This is a genomic window from Curtobacterium sp. MCLR17_059 (assembly GCF_003234665.1).
In the GTDB taxonomy this organism is placed as follows: domain Bacteria; phylum Actinomycetota; class Actinomycetes; order Actinomycetales; family Microbacteriaceae; genus Curtobacterium; species Curtobacterium flaccumfaciens.
Map to the genome: position 1 here is coordinate 123,072 of NZ_QKSU01000008.1, position 16,130 is coordinate 139,201.

The window sequence follows — 16,130 nt, forward strand, 5'->3', positions numbered from 1 at the left end:
GCAGCCCGCGCGACGATCGGAGCCCTGTGGTGTCTGCTGCGAACGGCCGGCCCGGCTACGGGGATCCGGAACCCCTGCGCATCGTGTTCTCGTTCCCACGGGGGCGGGGACACCTCGCGCCGATGCTGCCGCTCGCCCGCGCGGCCAGTGCTGCCGGACACCGGACCGCACTGAGCGGCGCACGCGAGGCGGTCCTCGAACAGACCGGGTTCTCGCACCGGCAGCCGCGGGACGTGGAGCTGCCGGCGAGCAGGCCGGGCACCGGCACCCTGACCCCGATCGACCCGAGCACGGTGCTCACCCGCGTCCCCCAGGTGTTCCTGGGAGACGCGGCCGCCGGGGCCGTCGTCGACGTCGGACGGCTGGTCACACGGTGGACGGCCGACCTCGTGGTCTGCGGGGAGTTCGACTTCGGCGCGATGACCGCCGCCGAACGAGCCGGGGTGCCGTGCGTGGTGGTCCTGGCCTTCGCCTCGGCCGGTGGGACCTGGCGCGACGCGGTGCGAGAGCCGCTCGAGGCGCTCCGCCGACGCGCGGGACTCGGGCCCGACCCGCAGCAGCACATGCTCGGCGGCGCGCTCACCGTCATCCCGTTCCCGGCGTCGATGCGATCCGGGCAGGAGCTGCATGGTCCGGTGATCCGGATGCGACCGGACACCTGGTCGTCACCACCGTCGGACGCCGCGGCGTGGTTGGCCGCCGGCAACGGACCGCGCGTCTACGTCACGCTCGGCACCGAGTTCAACACGAAGTCAGGTGACCTGTTCGCTCGGCTCATCGACGCCCTCGCCGCCCTGCCGGCACGGATCCTCGTGACGACCGGACCCTGGGTCGACCCGACGACCTTCCCGGTGCCGGCGGGGCCGGGAGCGATCCGGATCGAGCAGTACGTCCCGCAGGACTCGGTGCTCGGGCTCGTGGACCTCGTGGTGAACCACGGCGGGTCCGGATCGGTGACCGGGGCACTCGCGCACGGGGTGCCCCTGCTGGTCCTGCCGCTCGGTGCGGACCAGTTGCCGAACGGCGGCTGCGTCGAGGCCCTGGGCGCCGGACTCGTCCTCGACGCAGCGACGGCGACCCCGGCGGACATCCGCACCACCGCGTCGCGACTCCTGACCGAGCCGTCGTTCCGCGTCGCAGCCGGACGGGTCCGGACCGAGATCGCGACGGGCGAACCTCCGGCCGTCGTCCTGGCCGCCGTCGAGCGCCTGGTCGGCTGGACGCCCGCCCCGCGGTGAGGAGCGCAGGTCCCGCCACACCACGGCGGCGCGGCTGTCCGACGGTCAGCTCGTTGGTGAGCGAGGGTCTGTCGGCGCCTGCGGCCTTGGGCGAGTTCGGCGCGAGTTCCCAACCTGCATCGCTACCGCTGTCCGGCCGCGCATGACCCTCCTCCGCGGCCGTCGGTATGCCTGCGGCGCCGAGCTCATAGCTGAACAGCCGATGCAGGACCGCGAAGCGGCCATCGAGGCACCTCGCCGCTCACGTCTCGGATCGTCAGCAGGTTTCCTAGGGGGCAAGGTTGCGCTTCTCGAGCCAGTTCTCGGTGACGGTCATCTTGACCTGGCCGCCGATGCTGTCCTCTGTGGCGTCGAATCCGTGCCAAGCGAAGGGGACCTGCACGATCGTCGCGTCGGCGCCCGCTTGTTTCGCCTGTTTCATCACCTCGTCGTTGCCCTTGGCGGGGATGAAGTCATCTCGCTCGGGCTGCAGGACGAGAGTCGCCGGGATCGCGGCGCTGAGGTAGGTCGAGGGCGACACCGCTCGGACGTGGTCGGGGACATCAGCAGGTGCGCCACCGAGGAAGAACCGCGTGAACTCCTGCGGGTTGAAGCTCGGCAGGGGTGAGGCGCCGTGGTCGTACGTGTAGTCGATGTTGCTCACGGGATACCCGGCCACGACGGCGTCGGGAACGGGGACCTTGCCAGCTCCGGGGCACGTGGAGGGGGCGGCACCCGCGGCGGCGGACCAGCCGAGGAGCATGGCGAGGTGGCCGCCTGCGGAGTCACCCATGACGGTCAGCTTGCCGGTGTCAGCGCCGACGTCCTTCGCCAGCTTGTCCGTCCAGGTCAGGGCGCAGGCGACGTCGGCGGGGGCTTCGTCCCATGTTGCGTGCGTGGCGTCCGCGAGCCGGTAGTCGACGTTGACGACGTACCAACCCCGATCGGCCCACCGCTGCGCGAGACTGTCGGACTCTTCCGCAGTACCGCCGTACCAGCCGCCGCCATGGATGTACATCATCACCGGCGCGCCCTTCGGGCCGCCCTTGGGTTCGTAGATGCGCGCTTGCTGGGCCTTGCCGCCAGCCGTGACGTAGGTCGTGATCTTGGTCGGGGTCACGGGCGTGTTCGTCAGCGCCAGAGTGCGGGCGAAGTTCACGGAACCGCCGTTCGCCGTCGCCGAATGCACCAGGGCTGCGGTGATGCCGGTCGAGGCGACCAGCGCCCCAAGGGCGAGAACAGAGGCGATGCCCCGGATCACGGGTCGTCGCCGTGCCCGCCAGAGGGGAACGCAGAGAAGAACAGCGATGACACTGACGATCACCAGGTGTGGCGCGAAATAGCCCCAGGCCATCGAGCCGCCGAGCGTCACGATGTTGCTCGTCGCGGGAACGAGGTTCCCGGCAGCGAGGACGACAACAAGGCCCCCCAGGACGGCGCCGACCACGGCAGCGACGGTCCGCGCCCACCGGAAACGCGCCGGACGGTCTCTGCCAGTCCGCTCGTCCTGCGGAGGTAGGGACTGGGGTGACTGCTCGTTCGTGCTCATGGTGCCCTTCATGCAAGCCGACGTGGTGAATCGAGACTACGTCTAAACATCGACGCCGTCTAGCTCTTGGGCGTTACACTCGGCGTATGAGTTCCCCTGCAATCCCGCGCGGACGCCGCGAGATGTTGAAGGCCCGCTCACGACGCGCGATCCTCGACGCGGCCATCGCGTTGGTCGCCGAGCGGGGTGGCCCCGCCTTCACCGTCGAAGAACTCGCCGAGCGTGCTGACATGTCTCGGGCGACGGTGTTCAACTACTTCCCTTCGGTGTCAGACGTCTTGGTGACGGCGAGTGTCGAGCAGTTCGAGACTGCGTGGGCGACGTTCGACGAAGTGAGTGCGGCCGCGCCAGGGACCGACGGTTCTCGTGCCGCTGTCTTTGACGAGGTGTCTCGGTCATTGCGCGCCACGAGCATGCCCGACGTGATCGTGTCCGTCGGAGCAGTCGTCGGGCGAGGCGACGAAGCGTCACCCCGGCACGAAGCCCTGCTCCGACAGGTCATGGACCGAACCTCGCTGCACCTGGCCGAGCACGTCTCCACCCGCTACCCGAGTTGGAGCCGTCTCGAAGTCGATCTGCTCGTTGGATCGCTCATGAGCGGCGTCACGGTCGCCTCGAGCCACTGGCTCCTGAACGAGGGCGGGGACCTCAGCACAGAGTCCAGGGCCACCTGGACCCGGATGCTCGACAGCGCAATCGAGGGGTCACGAACCGGCTACGGCCAGAACAACCGACCCACCTGAGCTGTCGATCCACTGCGCCGGAGCGACGACCCGACGACTCCCGGGTCAGCGCACGAGGCAGATCGTGCGGAAGTCGACGTCCGGACCGGGCCGTGTGTACGACGAGCCGCTCTCGAGCCAGTCGGCGGTCGGCGCGATCTGGTCGGGCACCGTGTCCTCTTCCGACCGCGCGTCGATGCCCTCGGACGCCCAGTACTCCCGGACTCCGTCCACGTCGCGGTTCGCACCCTCGATCAACGTGTGGTCCTCGGGCAGCAACTCGTTGCCCTGCTCGTCGGTGTACTCCCCCGGGTCGTACCAGTACATCCACCGCACCCCCTGGTGGGCGTTCGACAGCTGGCACTCCTCGCTGTACGCACCACCGGCTCGCTCGCCATCGCGGTAGGCGGACTTCCGGTCGCCGCCGAGGATCCGCACGGTGCGGTCCCCGATCCGCTCGAGCGTGGCCCGGGCGTCACCGTGGGCGAAGTGCCGCTCGGCGGCGGTCGCGGGCTGCGCGCGCTGTCGGGCATCGGCGACCATGCTCCGCACCTGTGACGTCAGGACCAGGCCGTTCCACGGTACGGCGATGACCAGCACGACGATCGCCGCGACCACGGCGGCCAGCGAGTGCCGCGGTTCGCGCCGACGAGCCCGGACCTGCACGACGAGCACGACCACTGGGATCCCCACGGCGAGCACGGCGCCGATCACCAGCCGTGCCAACACGCCCCCGGCACCGAGCCGGTCGTCCATCGACCCGAAGTCGCGCGCCAGGTACGCCCCGATCTGGACCGCCCAGCTCACGACGAGCAGCACGGGCAGCACGAGTGCGATGGCGATCGCGTTCCCTCGCCCCGTCGTCGGGCCCGTCCCCTGGTCACGCCAGTCCTGCTGTTCCGTGCCCATGCCGGCCCCCGCCCCCGTGGTGTCGGGGACCATCCTGCCAGCAGAACGAGCCCCGGGTCCGCGGGCGACGCCTCCGCCCCACCCCCGAAGCGGTGGTGTCCAAGCGGCCTCTGTTGCTGCCAAGATGACCGACGTGACCACGACCACGCCTCGCGCCGATCCCGACGCCGCTGCCGACGGCTTCGAAGGCGGCTGGTTCCGCGTCGACGACGACCTGGAGCACCTGGACGACGTGGTGTGGCGACCCGCCACGGACGCGGACGACACAGCGACCACCCCCGGCCCTGCCGCCGTCATCGTCGGTGGCGAGCCCCGCGAGCACGTCGGTTCGACGCTGCCGTTGGCGCAGCTGGCGGAGATCGACGTGGCACGTCAACGCACCGTGCGGAAGCTCTGGCTCAGCCCGATCACCATCGTGGTTTGTCTGCTCGTCTTCACCGCGCTCGAGGTCTCGGGTCTGCCGTGGCGGACGGACCTCGGCAGGCAGCTCCTGGTCGGACTCGGCACGGCTCTGCCGGTCGACGCGCTCTGCATCGCGATCTGGTGGCGGATCACGCGTGACCCCTCGGGCGCCGTCGTCCGCAAGATGGGCGGCCACCGGACCCGCCAGCAGTACGACCAGCAGCGCGCCGTCCTCGAACGCTGACCGTGCCGCGAGCGCGCCCCGACCCCTCAGCGAACCGGCGCCGACACCGCCGCTGCGGGCGATGGCTCCGACGACGGCCGCACCCCTCGACCAGGCCGGAGCACCGCCTCCACCCGCTCACGGTCGAGCTCGCCCTGCCACCGCGCCACCACGAGCGTCGCGACGCAGTTGCCGAGCAGGTTGACGCTCACCCGCATCGCGTCCATGATCCGGTCGGCACCGAGCAGCAGCGCGACGCCCGCGACGGGGAACAGTCCGAGGCTCGTCGCCGTCGCCGACAGCGCCAGGAACGACGAGCCCGGAACCCCGGCCATGCCCTTCGACGTCAGCAGCAGCACCCCCAGTGCGGCGACCTGCTGCTCGAGCGTCAGCGGCACCCCGAACGCCTGGGTCAGGAACAGCAGCGAGATCGACAGGTAGATCGCCGCCCCGTCGAGGTTGAACGAGTACCCCGTCGGCACGACGAGCCCGGCGACGCTCCGTGAGACGCCGACCTCGGTGAGCCGGGTGATCATCCGCGGCAGGACGGCCTCGGTCGACGCGGTGCCCAGGGCCAGCCCGAACTCGGCGCGGGTGTGCCAGACGAACCGCCAGATCGGCACCCCGGACAGCAGCCGTCCGCCCACGAGCAGCGCCACGATGAACACCGCCGCTGCGCCGTAGCAGGCCGCGATCAGCAGCCCGTACGACCCCAGGGTGTCGATGCCGTACTGCCCGACCACGTACGCCATCGCCCCGAACGCACCGAGCGGCGACAGACGCATCACCCAGCCCAGGATCCGGTAGACGACCTCGAGGCACAGGTCGAGGCCCCGCACGAGCGGCCGCGCACGGTCACTGCCGATCGCGGCGATCGCCGCGCCGACGAACACCGCGAAGACGAGCACCTGCAGGATGTCGTTCGTCGCGAACGCGTTCACGACGCTCGACGGGATGAGGTCGAGGATGAAGGTCCCCGCGTCCGGCGCCGTGCCGCCGGCGGTCTTCGCCGCCACGGCAGAGGCGTCGAGCGACGACGAGTCGATCCGCAGGCCGGCCCCGGGGCGCACGAGGTTGCCGACCAGCAGGCCGAAGACGAGCGCGCACGACGACGCGAGCAGGAAGTAGATCATCGCCTTGCCGGCGATCCGTCCCACGGAGCGCAGGTCACCGACGTGCACGATGCCCGTCACCACGACGATGAACACCAGCGGCGCGATGACCATCTCGATCAGCCGGATGAACCCCTGCCCCACCACGTTGAGCACCGGCGCGGCCGCGGGGAAGCAGACCCCGACGGCGATGCCGAGGGCCACCCCGATCGCGATCTGCACGAACAGCGAGTGGTACCAGCGAGCGGGAGCACGATCCGTGGTGGTGACGTCCATGCATCCACCCCACCGCGCGCGTGTTTCATCGACGTTGCGAGTCTGTTCCCACCTGCCGCGCCGCACGTCCACCGAAACAGGGCCGCACGCCCACCGAAACAGGGCCGCACGCCCACCGGAACAGGGGTCAGCTGCCGCCGACGACCGTCAGGGTCGGCCGGTGCCGAGCGCCGGAGTCGTCCTGGCTCGTCAGCACACTCCACGACCGGACGACACCGGCCGACGGACCGACCAGGGTGTGGTCGATCGGCATCGCCAGCCGCGGATCGAGCCACGTCGGCCACGTGCCCAGACCCGCGGCATGCACGGTGGACGCGGCGTCGCGGCAGGACCCGAGACGCCCGTCATCGAAGCTGTCGACCGATCCGTTGAAGTCCCCCGACACGACCACGTCAGCGCCGCGGCCGCACTGTTCGCCGACCCACCGCAGATCGGTCCGCCAGCCCGCCAGGCCCCGCCCGATCGGTTGCGGAGCGTGCACGGCGACGATCGTGGGGATCGACGGCCCGGACACCGTCATCGTCTTCACCCGATCGACGCCGGGCGACATCGAGGCGCCGGACGCGCGATCGGCCCCGACGAGCACCGCCACCTGCGTGCCGGCACCACCCATGAAGAGACGCACCGGCCGACCGTGCTGCCCCATCGCCCGCGCCACCGCAGCGGCGGCCCGTCGGTCGCCCGCGTCGGGGAGCACAACGACGTCCGCCCGTGCGGACAGCGCCGCACGGGCGATTCTCTGCGGACCGACGAGTCCTCCGTTGGTGTTCCACTCGAACACCCGGAGCGCACCCCGGGCACCGTCGCCCGGCCGCACGTCCCATCCCCGCACGCCGAGCACCGCCGTGTTCGCCACGGCGACGACGAGCAGGAGCGCACCGAGTGACGCTGCAACCAGCCGCACGAGTCGCGTGCGTCGCAGGACGACGGCGACGAGCACCAGGGCGAGACCGGCAGCGACCAGTCCCGCGGTCACGAGGGACCGGGCCGGCAGCACGGCGGCGAGCACCGGAGCCCGCCCGACACCGAGCCACGGAGCGGCGACGAAGACGGCACCGAGGACGGCACCGACCAGCAGCGCGATCACGACCACCACGGCGGTCCGGACGGCAGCGCGACGACGAGGCACCCTCGGATCATCGTGGACGGCAGCCTGCAGCCGCCGGTGAACGGCGACCTCCCGCTGAGGATCCTGCTGGATCTAGCACCCGCCGCACCCGCAGCGGCGCCGGGAACCAGCCCACCCCGTGGGGCGTCACAACACCGGACTGGAGGCCCGGTGCCAGCTGGCACCGACCCTCCAGTCCGTCACCCGCCCACGTCGCGGGCCGCACGCGCGACCACGGGCAGCTAGCTGCCGCTCGCCTCGACCACGCGCCACACGAGCATGCCGACCGTCACGAGGGTGCCGAGCACCGAGACGATGGCCGCGACGACGCCGAGCCGGCGTCCGCGACCGGGCCGCACGATCGCGACCACCGCGAGGATCGACGCGACGAACTGGAACGGCCACCCGAGCACGAACACCGACGGCCAGCAGCTGCTGTACAACCCGGTCAACGCGAGGAACAGCGCGAGGAGCGCGACCCCGAGCCGGTTCGCCCCGGCGGTCTCGGCGGTCCCGCCGTCCGGGTCGTCGTCGAGCGGGGCGCCCGGGTACGGGTTGTCGGGGCGGAGCGCCTGCAGCGCCCGGATCCGTTCGGCGTCGAGCGCACCGTCGCGGGCACGGGCCGCATCGGCCAGCGCGAGGGCGTCGTTGCCGTGCCCCGCAGCCTCGTGCTGGGCGATGGCCCACGCGAAGAGCGCACGCTGTCGGGGGTCCGAACGGGTCGCGGCATCGACCGCCCAACCGAGCGTCGTGAGGAAGAGCAGGCCCCCGAACGCGAGCAGGACCGCCCGCCCCGGCTCGTCGGGGTCCACCCGGAAGAGCACCACGCTGCACGCCACCATGCCGACGCCGAACAGGGCCGTCGCCCCGATCTGGCCGCGCCAGTAGCCGTTGCCCGAACTCGCCCCCGCGGGTGTGGTCATGCAGCGACCCTAGCCCCCGGGCTCCGCGACGCCGACACGGCTCCGGTCAGGCGGCGGGAAGGACTCCGTCGAAGGTGACACGGAGCTCACTCGGACCCCGGAGGAGCGCGTTGCGGCGGTACGGCGGCGGGTCGAGCACCAGCCTCGGGTTGACGAGCCGCCGGAACAGGGTGGCGAGGGCGATCTGGGTCTCCAACCGGGCCAGTGGGGCGCCGAAGCACGCGTGGATCCCGGCGCCAAAGCTCAGGTGGTCGTTGCCCGCGCGGTGCGGGTCGAACCGGTCCGGCTCGGGGAAGTGCCGTGGGTCGCGGTTCGCTGCAGCCCAGGCGATCCACACGGGTGCGCCCTCGGGGATGGTGATGCCTGCGACGGTGACGTCGGCGAGGGCGATGTACTTCGGGGTCACCTGCGCCGGCGGTTCGACTCGGATGAGCTCCTCGAACACCTGCGCGATGGTGTGCGGGTTGTCGCGGATCAGCTCGATGGTGTCGGGGTGGCGCAGCATGGTCAGGGTGCCGTTGGCGATCATGTTGACGGTGGTCTCGTGCCCGCCGACGAGCAGCATGATCGACGTGTTGAGCACCTCCGTCTGCGACATCGGGCCGTCGGGGCCGTGGTCGTTGACGAGTCCGGAGAGCAGATCGCCCTGCGGTGTGCCGCGCCGCGACTCGGCGAGTGCGCCGAGGTACGCAGCCAGCTCACGGCTGGCCTCGTCTGCTTCGCGCCGCTTGACCGCGGCGTCGGCGTCGTCCGTGGCCTCCGGCGGCGCGATGATGGCTGAACTCCAGGCGTGGAAGCGGGGCTCGTCCTCCGGCGGGACGCCGAGCACGTCGCAGATCATCGCGACCGGCAGCGGGTACGCGAACGACTCCACGACGTCGATCTCGGTGCGTCCGGCGAACCCGTCGATGAGGTCGTTCGTGATGGCATCGATGTCCTGTCGGAGCCCGTCGATGTAGTCGGCGGCGTGCGGCGGTCCGAAGTGGCGCATCGTCTGCCGGCGCAGGCGGTCGTGCACGGGCGGGTCCGTCATGACGAACGCCGACGTCAGCGCGGGTTCGCCCGGATCGGCACCCTCCGCGCGGTGCTTCGCCATGGGGTCGGAGCTGATCCGCGGGTCGTGCATGAGCTGCACGACCTCGTCGTACCCGGTGACGAGGAACGCGCCGTTGTCCAGCTGCTGCACCGGGTGGGTGCGCAGCTGCGCGTAGAGGGGGTTGGGGTCGTGCCGGTTGTCCTGCTCGAGCAACGTGTCCCACGTCGTCGACGCGGTGTGCGGGTTGTTCGTCATTGGGTTCTGCTCCTGTCGTCTGGCTCTGATCGGTGGTGGTGGGAGCGGTCCGCTAGCGTGCTGCGGCCACTCCGGGATCCCGTGACGGGTCGACGGTCGGGTCCTCGAGCGGGAAGGTCGCACCAGCGGCGATCTGCGCACGGTAGTACGGCAGCCACTTCGCCTGGTTGACGGCGACGGCGGCCACCAGGCGTCCGTCCCTGCCGAACGTGACGACACCGGATCGCTCGTCGAGGGACCCCTGGGCGACCTGCGCGGAGTCCGCGACGGACGGCTCTCCGACGGCCTTGAGGAGGTTGCCGAACTGCATCGTCCAGAAGACCGCGGTGCTCTCGTGCGGCACGTGGCTGTCGTGCACGAGGTTCCGCGCTGCGACGTCGGCCTGGCTGACCGCGGCACCCCAGTGCTCGCTCGTCCAGGGGCCGGGGCCCGCCGACGGGTTCGGGTGCCGCGCGACGTCGCCGGCGACGAAGACGTCGTCCATCGGTTGCCCGTCGGTGTCGAGCGCCCGTTGCGCGACGTCGCACAGCACCCCACCGGCGTCCTGTGCGACACCGGACCCGGTGAGCCATTCACTGTTGGGAACGGCCCCGACAGCGACGACCGCCAGGTCGACGTCGACGGTGGAACCGTCGGTGAGTCGAGCACCGCAGAGCCGTCCGCTGTCGTCGTCGAGCAACGACACCACGCCGGTGCCGGTCCGGAGGTCCACACCGTGTTCGCGCTGGACATCCGCCATCATCCGTCCGATCGCGGTCCCGAAGACCTTCACCATCGGAGCCGGCCCGCGATCGACGACGGTGACGGGGATGCCGAGCGTGCTGCACGACGACGCGATCTCGCCGCCGGTGAACCCACCGCCGATCACCAGCACTCGACCAGGTCGGTCCTCCAACCGGGTGCGGATCCGTGCGGCGTCGTCTGCCGTCCGCAGCACGAAGACGCCGTCCAGGGCGGCCTCGGACTCGACGGGCCACGGCCGGGAGCGACGTCCGGTGGCGATCAGCAACCGGGTGTACCGGATGCGTTCCCCACCGTCGAGGACGACCTCCCGGCCCGACGTGTCCAGCGAGACCGCTGCGTGGCCCAGGCGCCAGTCGACGTCCAGGTCGGCCGCGTGCGGGAGGGTCGTCGTGGTGGTGCCGACCACGCCGGTGAGCACCTGTTTCGACAGCGGCGGGCGGTCGTAGGGCCGGTGCGGCTCGTCCCCGACGATCGTCAGCTGGCCGGTGAACCCCGCTGCGCGCACCGTCTCTGCGGCTCGGAGGCCGGCGAGCGATGCACCGACGATGACGACCGCGTCGCTGGACGTCAACGGCGCGGCACCGCGCACGGCGGGGTCGGCGTGCCGGACCGGGAGGCGCGTTCCCCCGACACGGATCGCCTGCACCGGACACGCCGCCGCGGACTCCAAGACGCGAGAGCGTTCCTCGTCGCTCGGGTTCGGGTTGTAGACCAACGCTTCCTCCCCCTCGAACCGGAACACGCCGGGTGCGAGGAAGCAGCACTGGGCGTAGCTCTGGCATTTCGTCATGTCGACTGCGATGTCCATGGAGTCCTCTCGTCGGGGTGTGGTGGTCCTCAGCGTGCGCCGATCCGGAGCGCGAGCGGTACTGCAGCGGGAGCGCCCCGACTACTGCGGACGCAGTACGTCACCCGGGCGCCGACGTGTGTGCCGTCGTGTGCTCGAGGACTCTCACCCACTCCCAGTCCGTGCCGCGCCACGCGCCTGCTCGCCGCGCCTACGCTCCGAACGTCCGGCCATCCCCCGACGGAAGCGGCGCCCGTGTCCTCGTACCTGCTCTGCGCCCCGCCCGTCTACGGCCACCTCGCGCCCCTCGTCGACGTGGGCCGCGACCTCGCCGAACGCGGCCACGAGATCACCGTGCTGACGGGGTCCAAGTACCGCGAGCTCGTCGTCGGCGCCGGGCTCCGGTTCGTGGCGCTGCCCGCCGACGTCGACTTCGACGACGCCGATCTGCAGGAGCGGCTCGCCGACGCCAGTGCGGCACGCGGGATCGCCGTCGTCCGCGAGGGCATCATCGCCATGTTCGTCCGCGCGATCCCGTCCCAGTACCGCGCGCTGACGGCGCTGCTGGCAGCGGGGCGCTTCGACGCGGTGCTCGGCGAGGCGACGTTCACCGGGCTCGCCCCGTACCTCGCGCTGCCGCGGGGCGACCGCCTGCCCGTGCTCGGGATCGCGACCACCCCGGTGACGCTCACCAGCGTCGACGCCGCCCCCTTCGGCACCGCGCTCGCGCCGGGTCGCGGGCCGCTGGCGCGCGTGCGGAACCGACTGCTCACCGCCGCGATCCACCCCGTCCTCACCCGCCCGCTGCAGCAGGCCGTCGACGCCGTGCTCGCCGAGGTGGGGGCGCCGCCGTCCCAGACCGGGACGTTCGACTTCGCCTACCGCTGCTTCGACACCCTGTTCCAGCTGAGCGTCGCGGAGCTCGAGTACCCCCGGCGCGAGCTCCCCGACTCGGTCCGGTTCGTCGGTCCGGTCGTGGCCCGCGCGGCACCGACGCCCGCGGCCGACCTGCCCGCGTGGTGGGGCGACCTGGACACCAACACTCCGGTGGTGCTCGTGACCCAGGGCACGATCGACACCGTCGACCTCGGCCGGCTCATCGCGCCGACACTCCGCGCGCTGGCGGACGAGGACGTCCTCGTCGTCGCGACCACCGGTGGCCGCCCCGTCGACCAGGTTCTACGCGCGCTCGGCACGGCACTGCCCGCCAACGCCCGGGTGGCGACCTTCCTGCCCTACGACCAGCTGCTGCCGCGGTGCAGTGTCGTCGTCACGAACGGCGGGTTCGGCGGCGTGCAGCGTGCCCTCGCGCACGGCGTGCCGCTCGTGGTCGCCGGGTCGACCGAGGACAAGCCGGAGGTCGCCACCCGGGTCGCGTGGGCCGGGTGCGGACGGAACCTGCGTTCCGGGACGCCACGGCCGGCGGCGATCCGTCGGGCGGTCCGCGAGGTCCTGGCGACGCCGACCCACCGCGCCCGCAGCCGTCAGGTCGCGGCGTCGATCGCGGCCCTGCCGGACCCCGTCGACGTCATCGAAGCAGGGTTGGCGGCGGCCGCCGCCGCGGACGGCGCACAGCGACGCTGACCCCGCCTGCCGGCCCACGTCGTGGGGTCGCGTGGAGACGGACGGGAGGCCCGGTGCCAGCTGGCACCGGGCCTCCCGTCCGTCTCATCCCGCGTCGTCGTGCCCGGTGCCGGTCCGCGGTGCCGTTGCCGTTGCGGACGCCGTCCGGATCCGGAGCGGCACGGTCCCGGCGACGTACCGGTCGTCGCCCGCCTCGAGCGGGCGGCCGTCCTCGGCGGTGCTGGACCGGCGCACCTGCAGGAGGGCCGCGCCGGGCCGGACCCCGAGGAGCGCGGCGTCGGCGTCGTCGGCCAGCAGCGCGTCCACGGTGGTGACGGCGGCACCGACCCGGATGCCGAACCGGTCCTCCAAGGTCGCCGACACCGACGTCTGCCCGCCGGGGATCGTCCGGATGACGGCGGCGACCCACGGCGCGTAGGCGGTGCGCTCGAGCATGACGTCGACACCGTCGAGGGAGCGCACCCGCACGACGTGCAGGACGGGCTCGTCGTGCGCGGCGCGGAACAGGCGCCGCTCGCGCACGGTGGCCGGTCGTTCCTCGACCGCCACGACCCGCCCGCCGGGCTCGTGCCCCCGGGCCCTGGCCAGTTGGCCGAAGGACTCGAGCGCGCCCGCGTCGTGACCGAGCGTCGTTGTGCGCACGCGCCAGCGGGAGCCGGCACGTGCCGTCAGGACCTGCCGGTCGCGGAGCAGCTCGAGCGCGTTCCGCACGGTGCCGCGCGCGACGGCGTAGTCGGCCGCCAGGTCGTGCTCGGCCGGCAGGACACCCGTGGCGTCGAACTCACCGCGGAGCACCCGGTCGGCGAGGTCCTCGGCGATGTCCCGGAACAGTGGTCGCACCCGGTGATCCTCCCCCGCCGCGGTACGAGCTGTCCAGGTGTGTCGGAGTCCCCGCGGGATCGACACCGGAACGACAGGGCTGCGCCGCGGCACACCTGGACAGGTCGATCCCGACTCCACCGGACGCGTTCACCCCGCCGCCACGGCCGGGCAAGGCACGGTTCAGCGCACCTCGTTGTCATGCTGACGGGCGCTCCTCCCCCGCAGTGCCCGCACTCCCACGATCTGGAAGGCCTGCGATGAGCACGAGGAAGCCCGAACACGGCGCACCCGACGTCAGCCTGGACGCCGCACCACCGCTGACCCCGGACGCGGCGTACACCGCAGCGGTCCGCCCCGGCCTGAGCCGCCGGACGGTCCTGGTCGGCGGCGCAGCAGCGATCATGGCCGGCGTCGCCGCAGGGTCTGCGTTCGGACCGGGCGCGACCGACCGCGCCAGCGCCGCGACCGCCCGTGCCGTCCCCACCGGCACGATCGCCGACGTGAAGCACGTCGTCGTGCTCATGCAGGAGAACCGGTCCTTCGACCACTACTACGGCACGATGCCCGGGGTCCGCGGGTTCTCGGACAAGCAGGCGCTCGAGCTGCCGACCGGACACGACGTCTTCCACCAGCCGGCAGCGGCCCGTACCGACGGTGGCGCGATGCTGCCGTTCCGGCTCGACACCACCCGGTTCAACGCGCAGAACGCCGACGGCCTCGACCACTCCTGGGGCGGTGGGCACACCGCCTGGAACGGCGGTGCCTGGAACCGGTGGGTCGACGCGAAGAGCGCCCAGACGATGGGCTACTTCACCAGCGAGGACATCCCCTACCAGCGCGCACTCGCCGGGGCCTTCACGGTCTGTGACGACTACCACTGCTCGCTCAACGGTCCGACGACGCCGAACCGCCTGTACCAGTGGTCCGGCACCATCGACCCCCGCGGCGCCCAGGGCGGACCGGCGACCGACAACCCGGCGGACTACGAACCGGTGTTCGCCTGGACCACCTACGCCGAACGACTGCAGGCGGCGGGCGTCACCTGGAAGACCTACGCCAACGACGAGGTCGGCGACAGCTCCGCCGACCCGTACGTCGGCGACTACGGCGACAACCCGCTCTGGCTGTTCGAGCAGTACCACCGCGCGCTCGCGTCCTCCGACCCCGCCCAGCAGGAGCTCGCCGCGCGTGCCGGGCTGCACGACGGGTGGAAGCCGAACTCCGGCAAGGGCCTCGACGTCACCCACCTGCTCAGCCAGTTCGGGCAGGACTGCGCGACCAACAGCCTGCCGACCGTGTCGTACGTCGTCGCCCCCTACGGCTGGAGCGAGCACCCGGCGGCCAGCCCGGACTACGGCGCCCACTACACGAACGCCGTCGTGCAGGCGCTCTTCAGCAACCCGGACACCTGGGCCTCGACCGTCCTGCTCATCAACTACGACGAGAACGACGGGTACTTCGACCACGTCGTCCCCCCGTTCGCCGAACCCGGCACCCCCGACGAGTACGTCGACGGACTGCCCATCGGCATGGGCGCCCGCGTGCCGATGACCGTGGTGTCGCCGTGGAGCCGTGGCGGGTGGGTCAACTCGCAGGTGGCGGACCACACGTCCGTGATCCAGTTCCTCGAACACGTCACGGGCGTCCGCGAGCCGAACATCTCCGACTGGCGACGGACCGTCTCCGGGGACCTGACGAGCTGCTTCGACTTCAGCGCCCCCGACGCGAGCATCCCCGGCGCCGACGTGGTCCCCGGCATCGAGCAGACCCGCGCGCTGGTCGCGGCCGCCGACGCCGACCAGGCGAAGCCGCCCATCGAGGAACCCGCGATCGGCGCGCAGACCGTGCCCGTCCAGGAGCCCGGCACCGTCCGCCGCCGGAGTCTGCCCTACCGGCAGCACGCGGACGCGAGCGTCGACCACCGGACCGGTCGCGTCACCGTGACCCTCGCGAACGACGGTCGCCAGGGGGTCAACTTCCTGGTCTACCCGAACACCGCGATGCCGTTCGCCGCCCACCCGAAGACCGTCCCCGTGGGCGCCACCGCCGACTGGGCATGGGACACCACGACGACCGCCGGCGCCTACGACGTGAGCGTCTACGGACCCGACCGGTTCCTCCGGCGCTTCGCCGGCACCGTCGAGGTCGGTGGTCCGGCGACCGGCGGTATCCCGCACGTCTCGGTCGTCCGGGACACCCGCGGTCGGCGCACCCTGCAGCTCCTGCTCAAGAACACCGGCCGGGCCGAGCTCCGCTTCGTGCTCGTGGCCAACGACTTCGTGGAGCACCGCGAGACCGCGCACGTCCGCGGTTCCGGGCACAAGACGATGCACTGGCCGCTCGACGAGTGGGGGTACTACGACGTGGTCGTCACCGCGGACGGTGTGCCCGGGTTCCGGTACCGTTTCGCCGGACGCGCGGAGCGCTGAGGCGGGCCGACCCGCGTGGGTCGGCAGGGGCG

At 72.0% G+C, this 16,130-nt stretch carries 13 protein-coding genes; 5 read left to right on the plus strand and 8 right to left on the minus strand.

Annotated elements, in window-relative coordinates; all coding sequences use genetic code 11:
- Window positions 1-29: 29 nt before the first annotated feature.
- Complete coding sequence (locus DEJ12_RS12405; RefSeq protein WP_258370573.1) at window positions 30-1,238, plus strand: glycosyltransferase; 1,209 nt, start codon at window positions 30-32, stop codon at window positions 1,236-1,238.
- A 268-nt stretch (window positions 1,239-1,506) separates the two neighbouring features.
- Here the strand turns inward: DEJ12_RS12405 and DEJ12_RS12410 are convergent, their stop codons facing one another.
- Entirely contained in the window at window positions 1,507-2,664 is a 1,158-nt protein-coding gene (locus tag DEJ12_RS12410; RefSeq protein WP_181433111.1) for an alpha/beta hydrolase, read from the minus strand.
- A 188-nt stretch (window positions 2,665-2,852) separates the two neighbouring features.
- Here DEJ12_RS12410 and DEJ12_RS12415 point away from each other — a divergent pair, with 188 nt between their 5' ends.
- Window positions 2,853-3,509, plus strand: coding sequence for a TetR/AcrR family transcriptional regulator (locus DEJ12_RS12415; RefSeq protein ID WP_111030226.1), 657 nt, complete (start codon window positions 2,853-2,855; stop codon window positions 3,507-3,509).
- A gap of 45 nt (window positions 3,510-3,554) precedes the next feature.
- Here the strand turns inward: DEJ12_RS12415 and DEJ12_RS12420 are convergent, their stop codons facing one another.
- Entirely contained in the window at window positions 3,555-4,430 is an 876-nt protein-coding gene (locus tag DEJ12_RS12420) for a hypothetical protein (RefSeq protein WP_146245066.1), read from the minus strand.
- Between the two features lie 100 nt (window positions 4,431-4,530).
- Between DEJ12_RS12420 and DEJ12_RS12425 the strand changes: the two genes are divergently transcribed.
- Window positions 4,531-5,043, plus strand: coding sequence for a hypothetical protein (locus tag DEJ12_RS12425; protein WP_146245067.1), 513 nt, complete (start codon window positions 4,531-4,533; stop codon window positions 5,041-5,043).
- A 26-nt stretch (window positions 5,044-5,069) separates the two neighbouring features.
- Here the strand turns inward: DEJ12_RS12425 and DEJ12_RS12430 are convergent, their stop codons facing one another.
- The 5 genes from DEJ12_RS12430 to DEJ12_RS12450 form a co-directional block, all read right to left on the minus strand.
- On the minus strand, window positions 5,070-6,410 hold the full coding sequence (locus tag DEJ12_RS12430; protein WP_111030229.1) for a cation:dicarboxylate symporter family transporter: 1,341 nt from the start codon (window positions 6,408-6,410) through the stop codon (window positions 5,070-5,072).
- A gap of 127 nt (window positions 6,411-6,537) precedes the next feature.
- On the minus strand, window positions 6,538-7,539 hold the full coding sequence (locus tag DEJ12_RS12435) for an endonuclease/exonuclease/phosphatase family protein (RefSeq protein WP_111030230.1): 1,002 nt from the start codon (window positions 7,537-7,539) through the stop codon (window positions 6,538-6,540).
- Window positions 7,540-7,760: 221 nt separating this feature from the next.
- On the minus strand, window positions 7,761-8,441 hold the full coding sequence (locus tag DEJ12_RS12440; RefSeq protein WP_111030231.1) for a hypothetical protein: 681 nt from the start codon (window positions 8,439-8,441) through the stop codon (window positions 7,761-7,763).
- Window positions 8,442-8,487: 46 nt separating this feature from the next.
- Window positions 8,488-9,732 carry a cytochrome P450 gene (locus DEJ12_RS12445; protein WP_111030232.1) on the minus strand — a complete coding sequence of 415 codons (1,245 nt, stop codon included), beginning with the start codon at window positions 9,730-9,732 and terminating at the stop codon, window positions 8,488-8,490.
- Between the two features lie 52 nt (window positions 9,733-9,784).
- Window positions 9,785-11,284: an FAD-dependent oxidoreductase gene (locus DEJ12_RS12450; RefSeq protein ID WP_111030233.1), complete on the minus strand. Its 1,500-nt coding sequence runs from the start codon at window positions 11,282-11,284 to the stop codon at window positions 9,785-9,787.
- A 234-nt stretch (window positions 11,285-11,518) separates the two neighbouring features.
- On the opposite strand from DEJ12_RS12450, the gene DEJ12_RS12455 reads away from it, so the two are divergent.
- Window positions 11,519-12,847: a nucleotide disphospho-sugar-binding domain-containing protein gene (locus DEJ12_RS12455; protein ID WP_111030234.1), complete on the plus strand. Its 1,329-nt coding sequence runs from the start codon at window positions 11,519-11,521 to the stop codon at window positions 12,845-12,847.
- Between the two features lie 84 nt (window positions 12,848-12,931).
- Here the strand turns inward: DEJ12_RS12455 and DEJ12_RS12460 are convergent, their stop codons facing one another.
- A complete protein-coding gene (locus tag DEJ12_RS12460) occupies window positions 12,932-13,687 on the minus strand; it encodes a GntR family transcriptional regulator (RefSeq protein WP_111030235.1) in 756 nt (251 codons plus the stop codon).
- 239 nt (window positions 13,688-13,926) lie between these two features.
- Here DEJ12_RS12460 and DEJ12_RS12465 point away from each other — a divergent pair, with 239 nt between their 5' ends.
- Entirely contained in the window at window positions 13,927-16,098 is a 2,172-nt protein-coding gene (locus DEJ12_RS12465; RefSeq protein ID WP_111030236.1) for a phosphocholine-specific phospholipase C, read from the plus strand.
- Window positions 16,099-16,130: the final 32 nt, after the last annotated feature.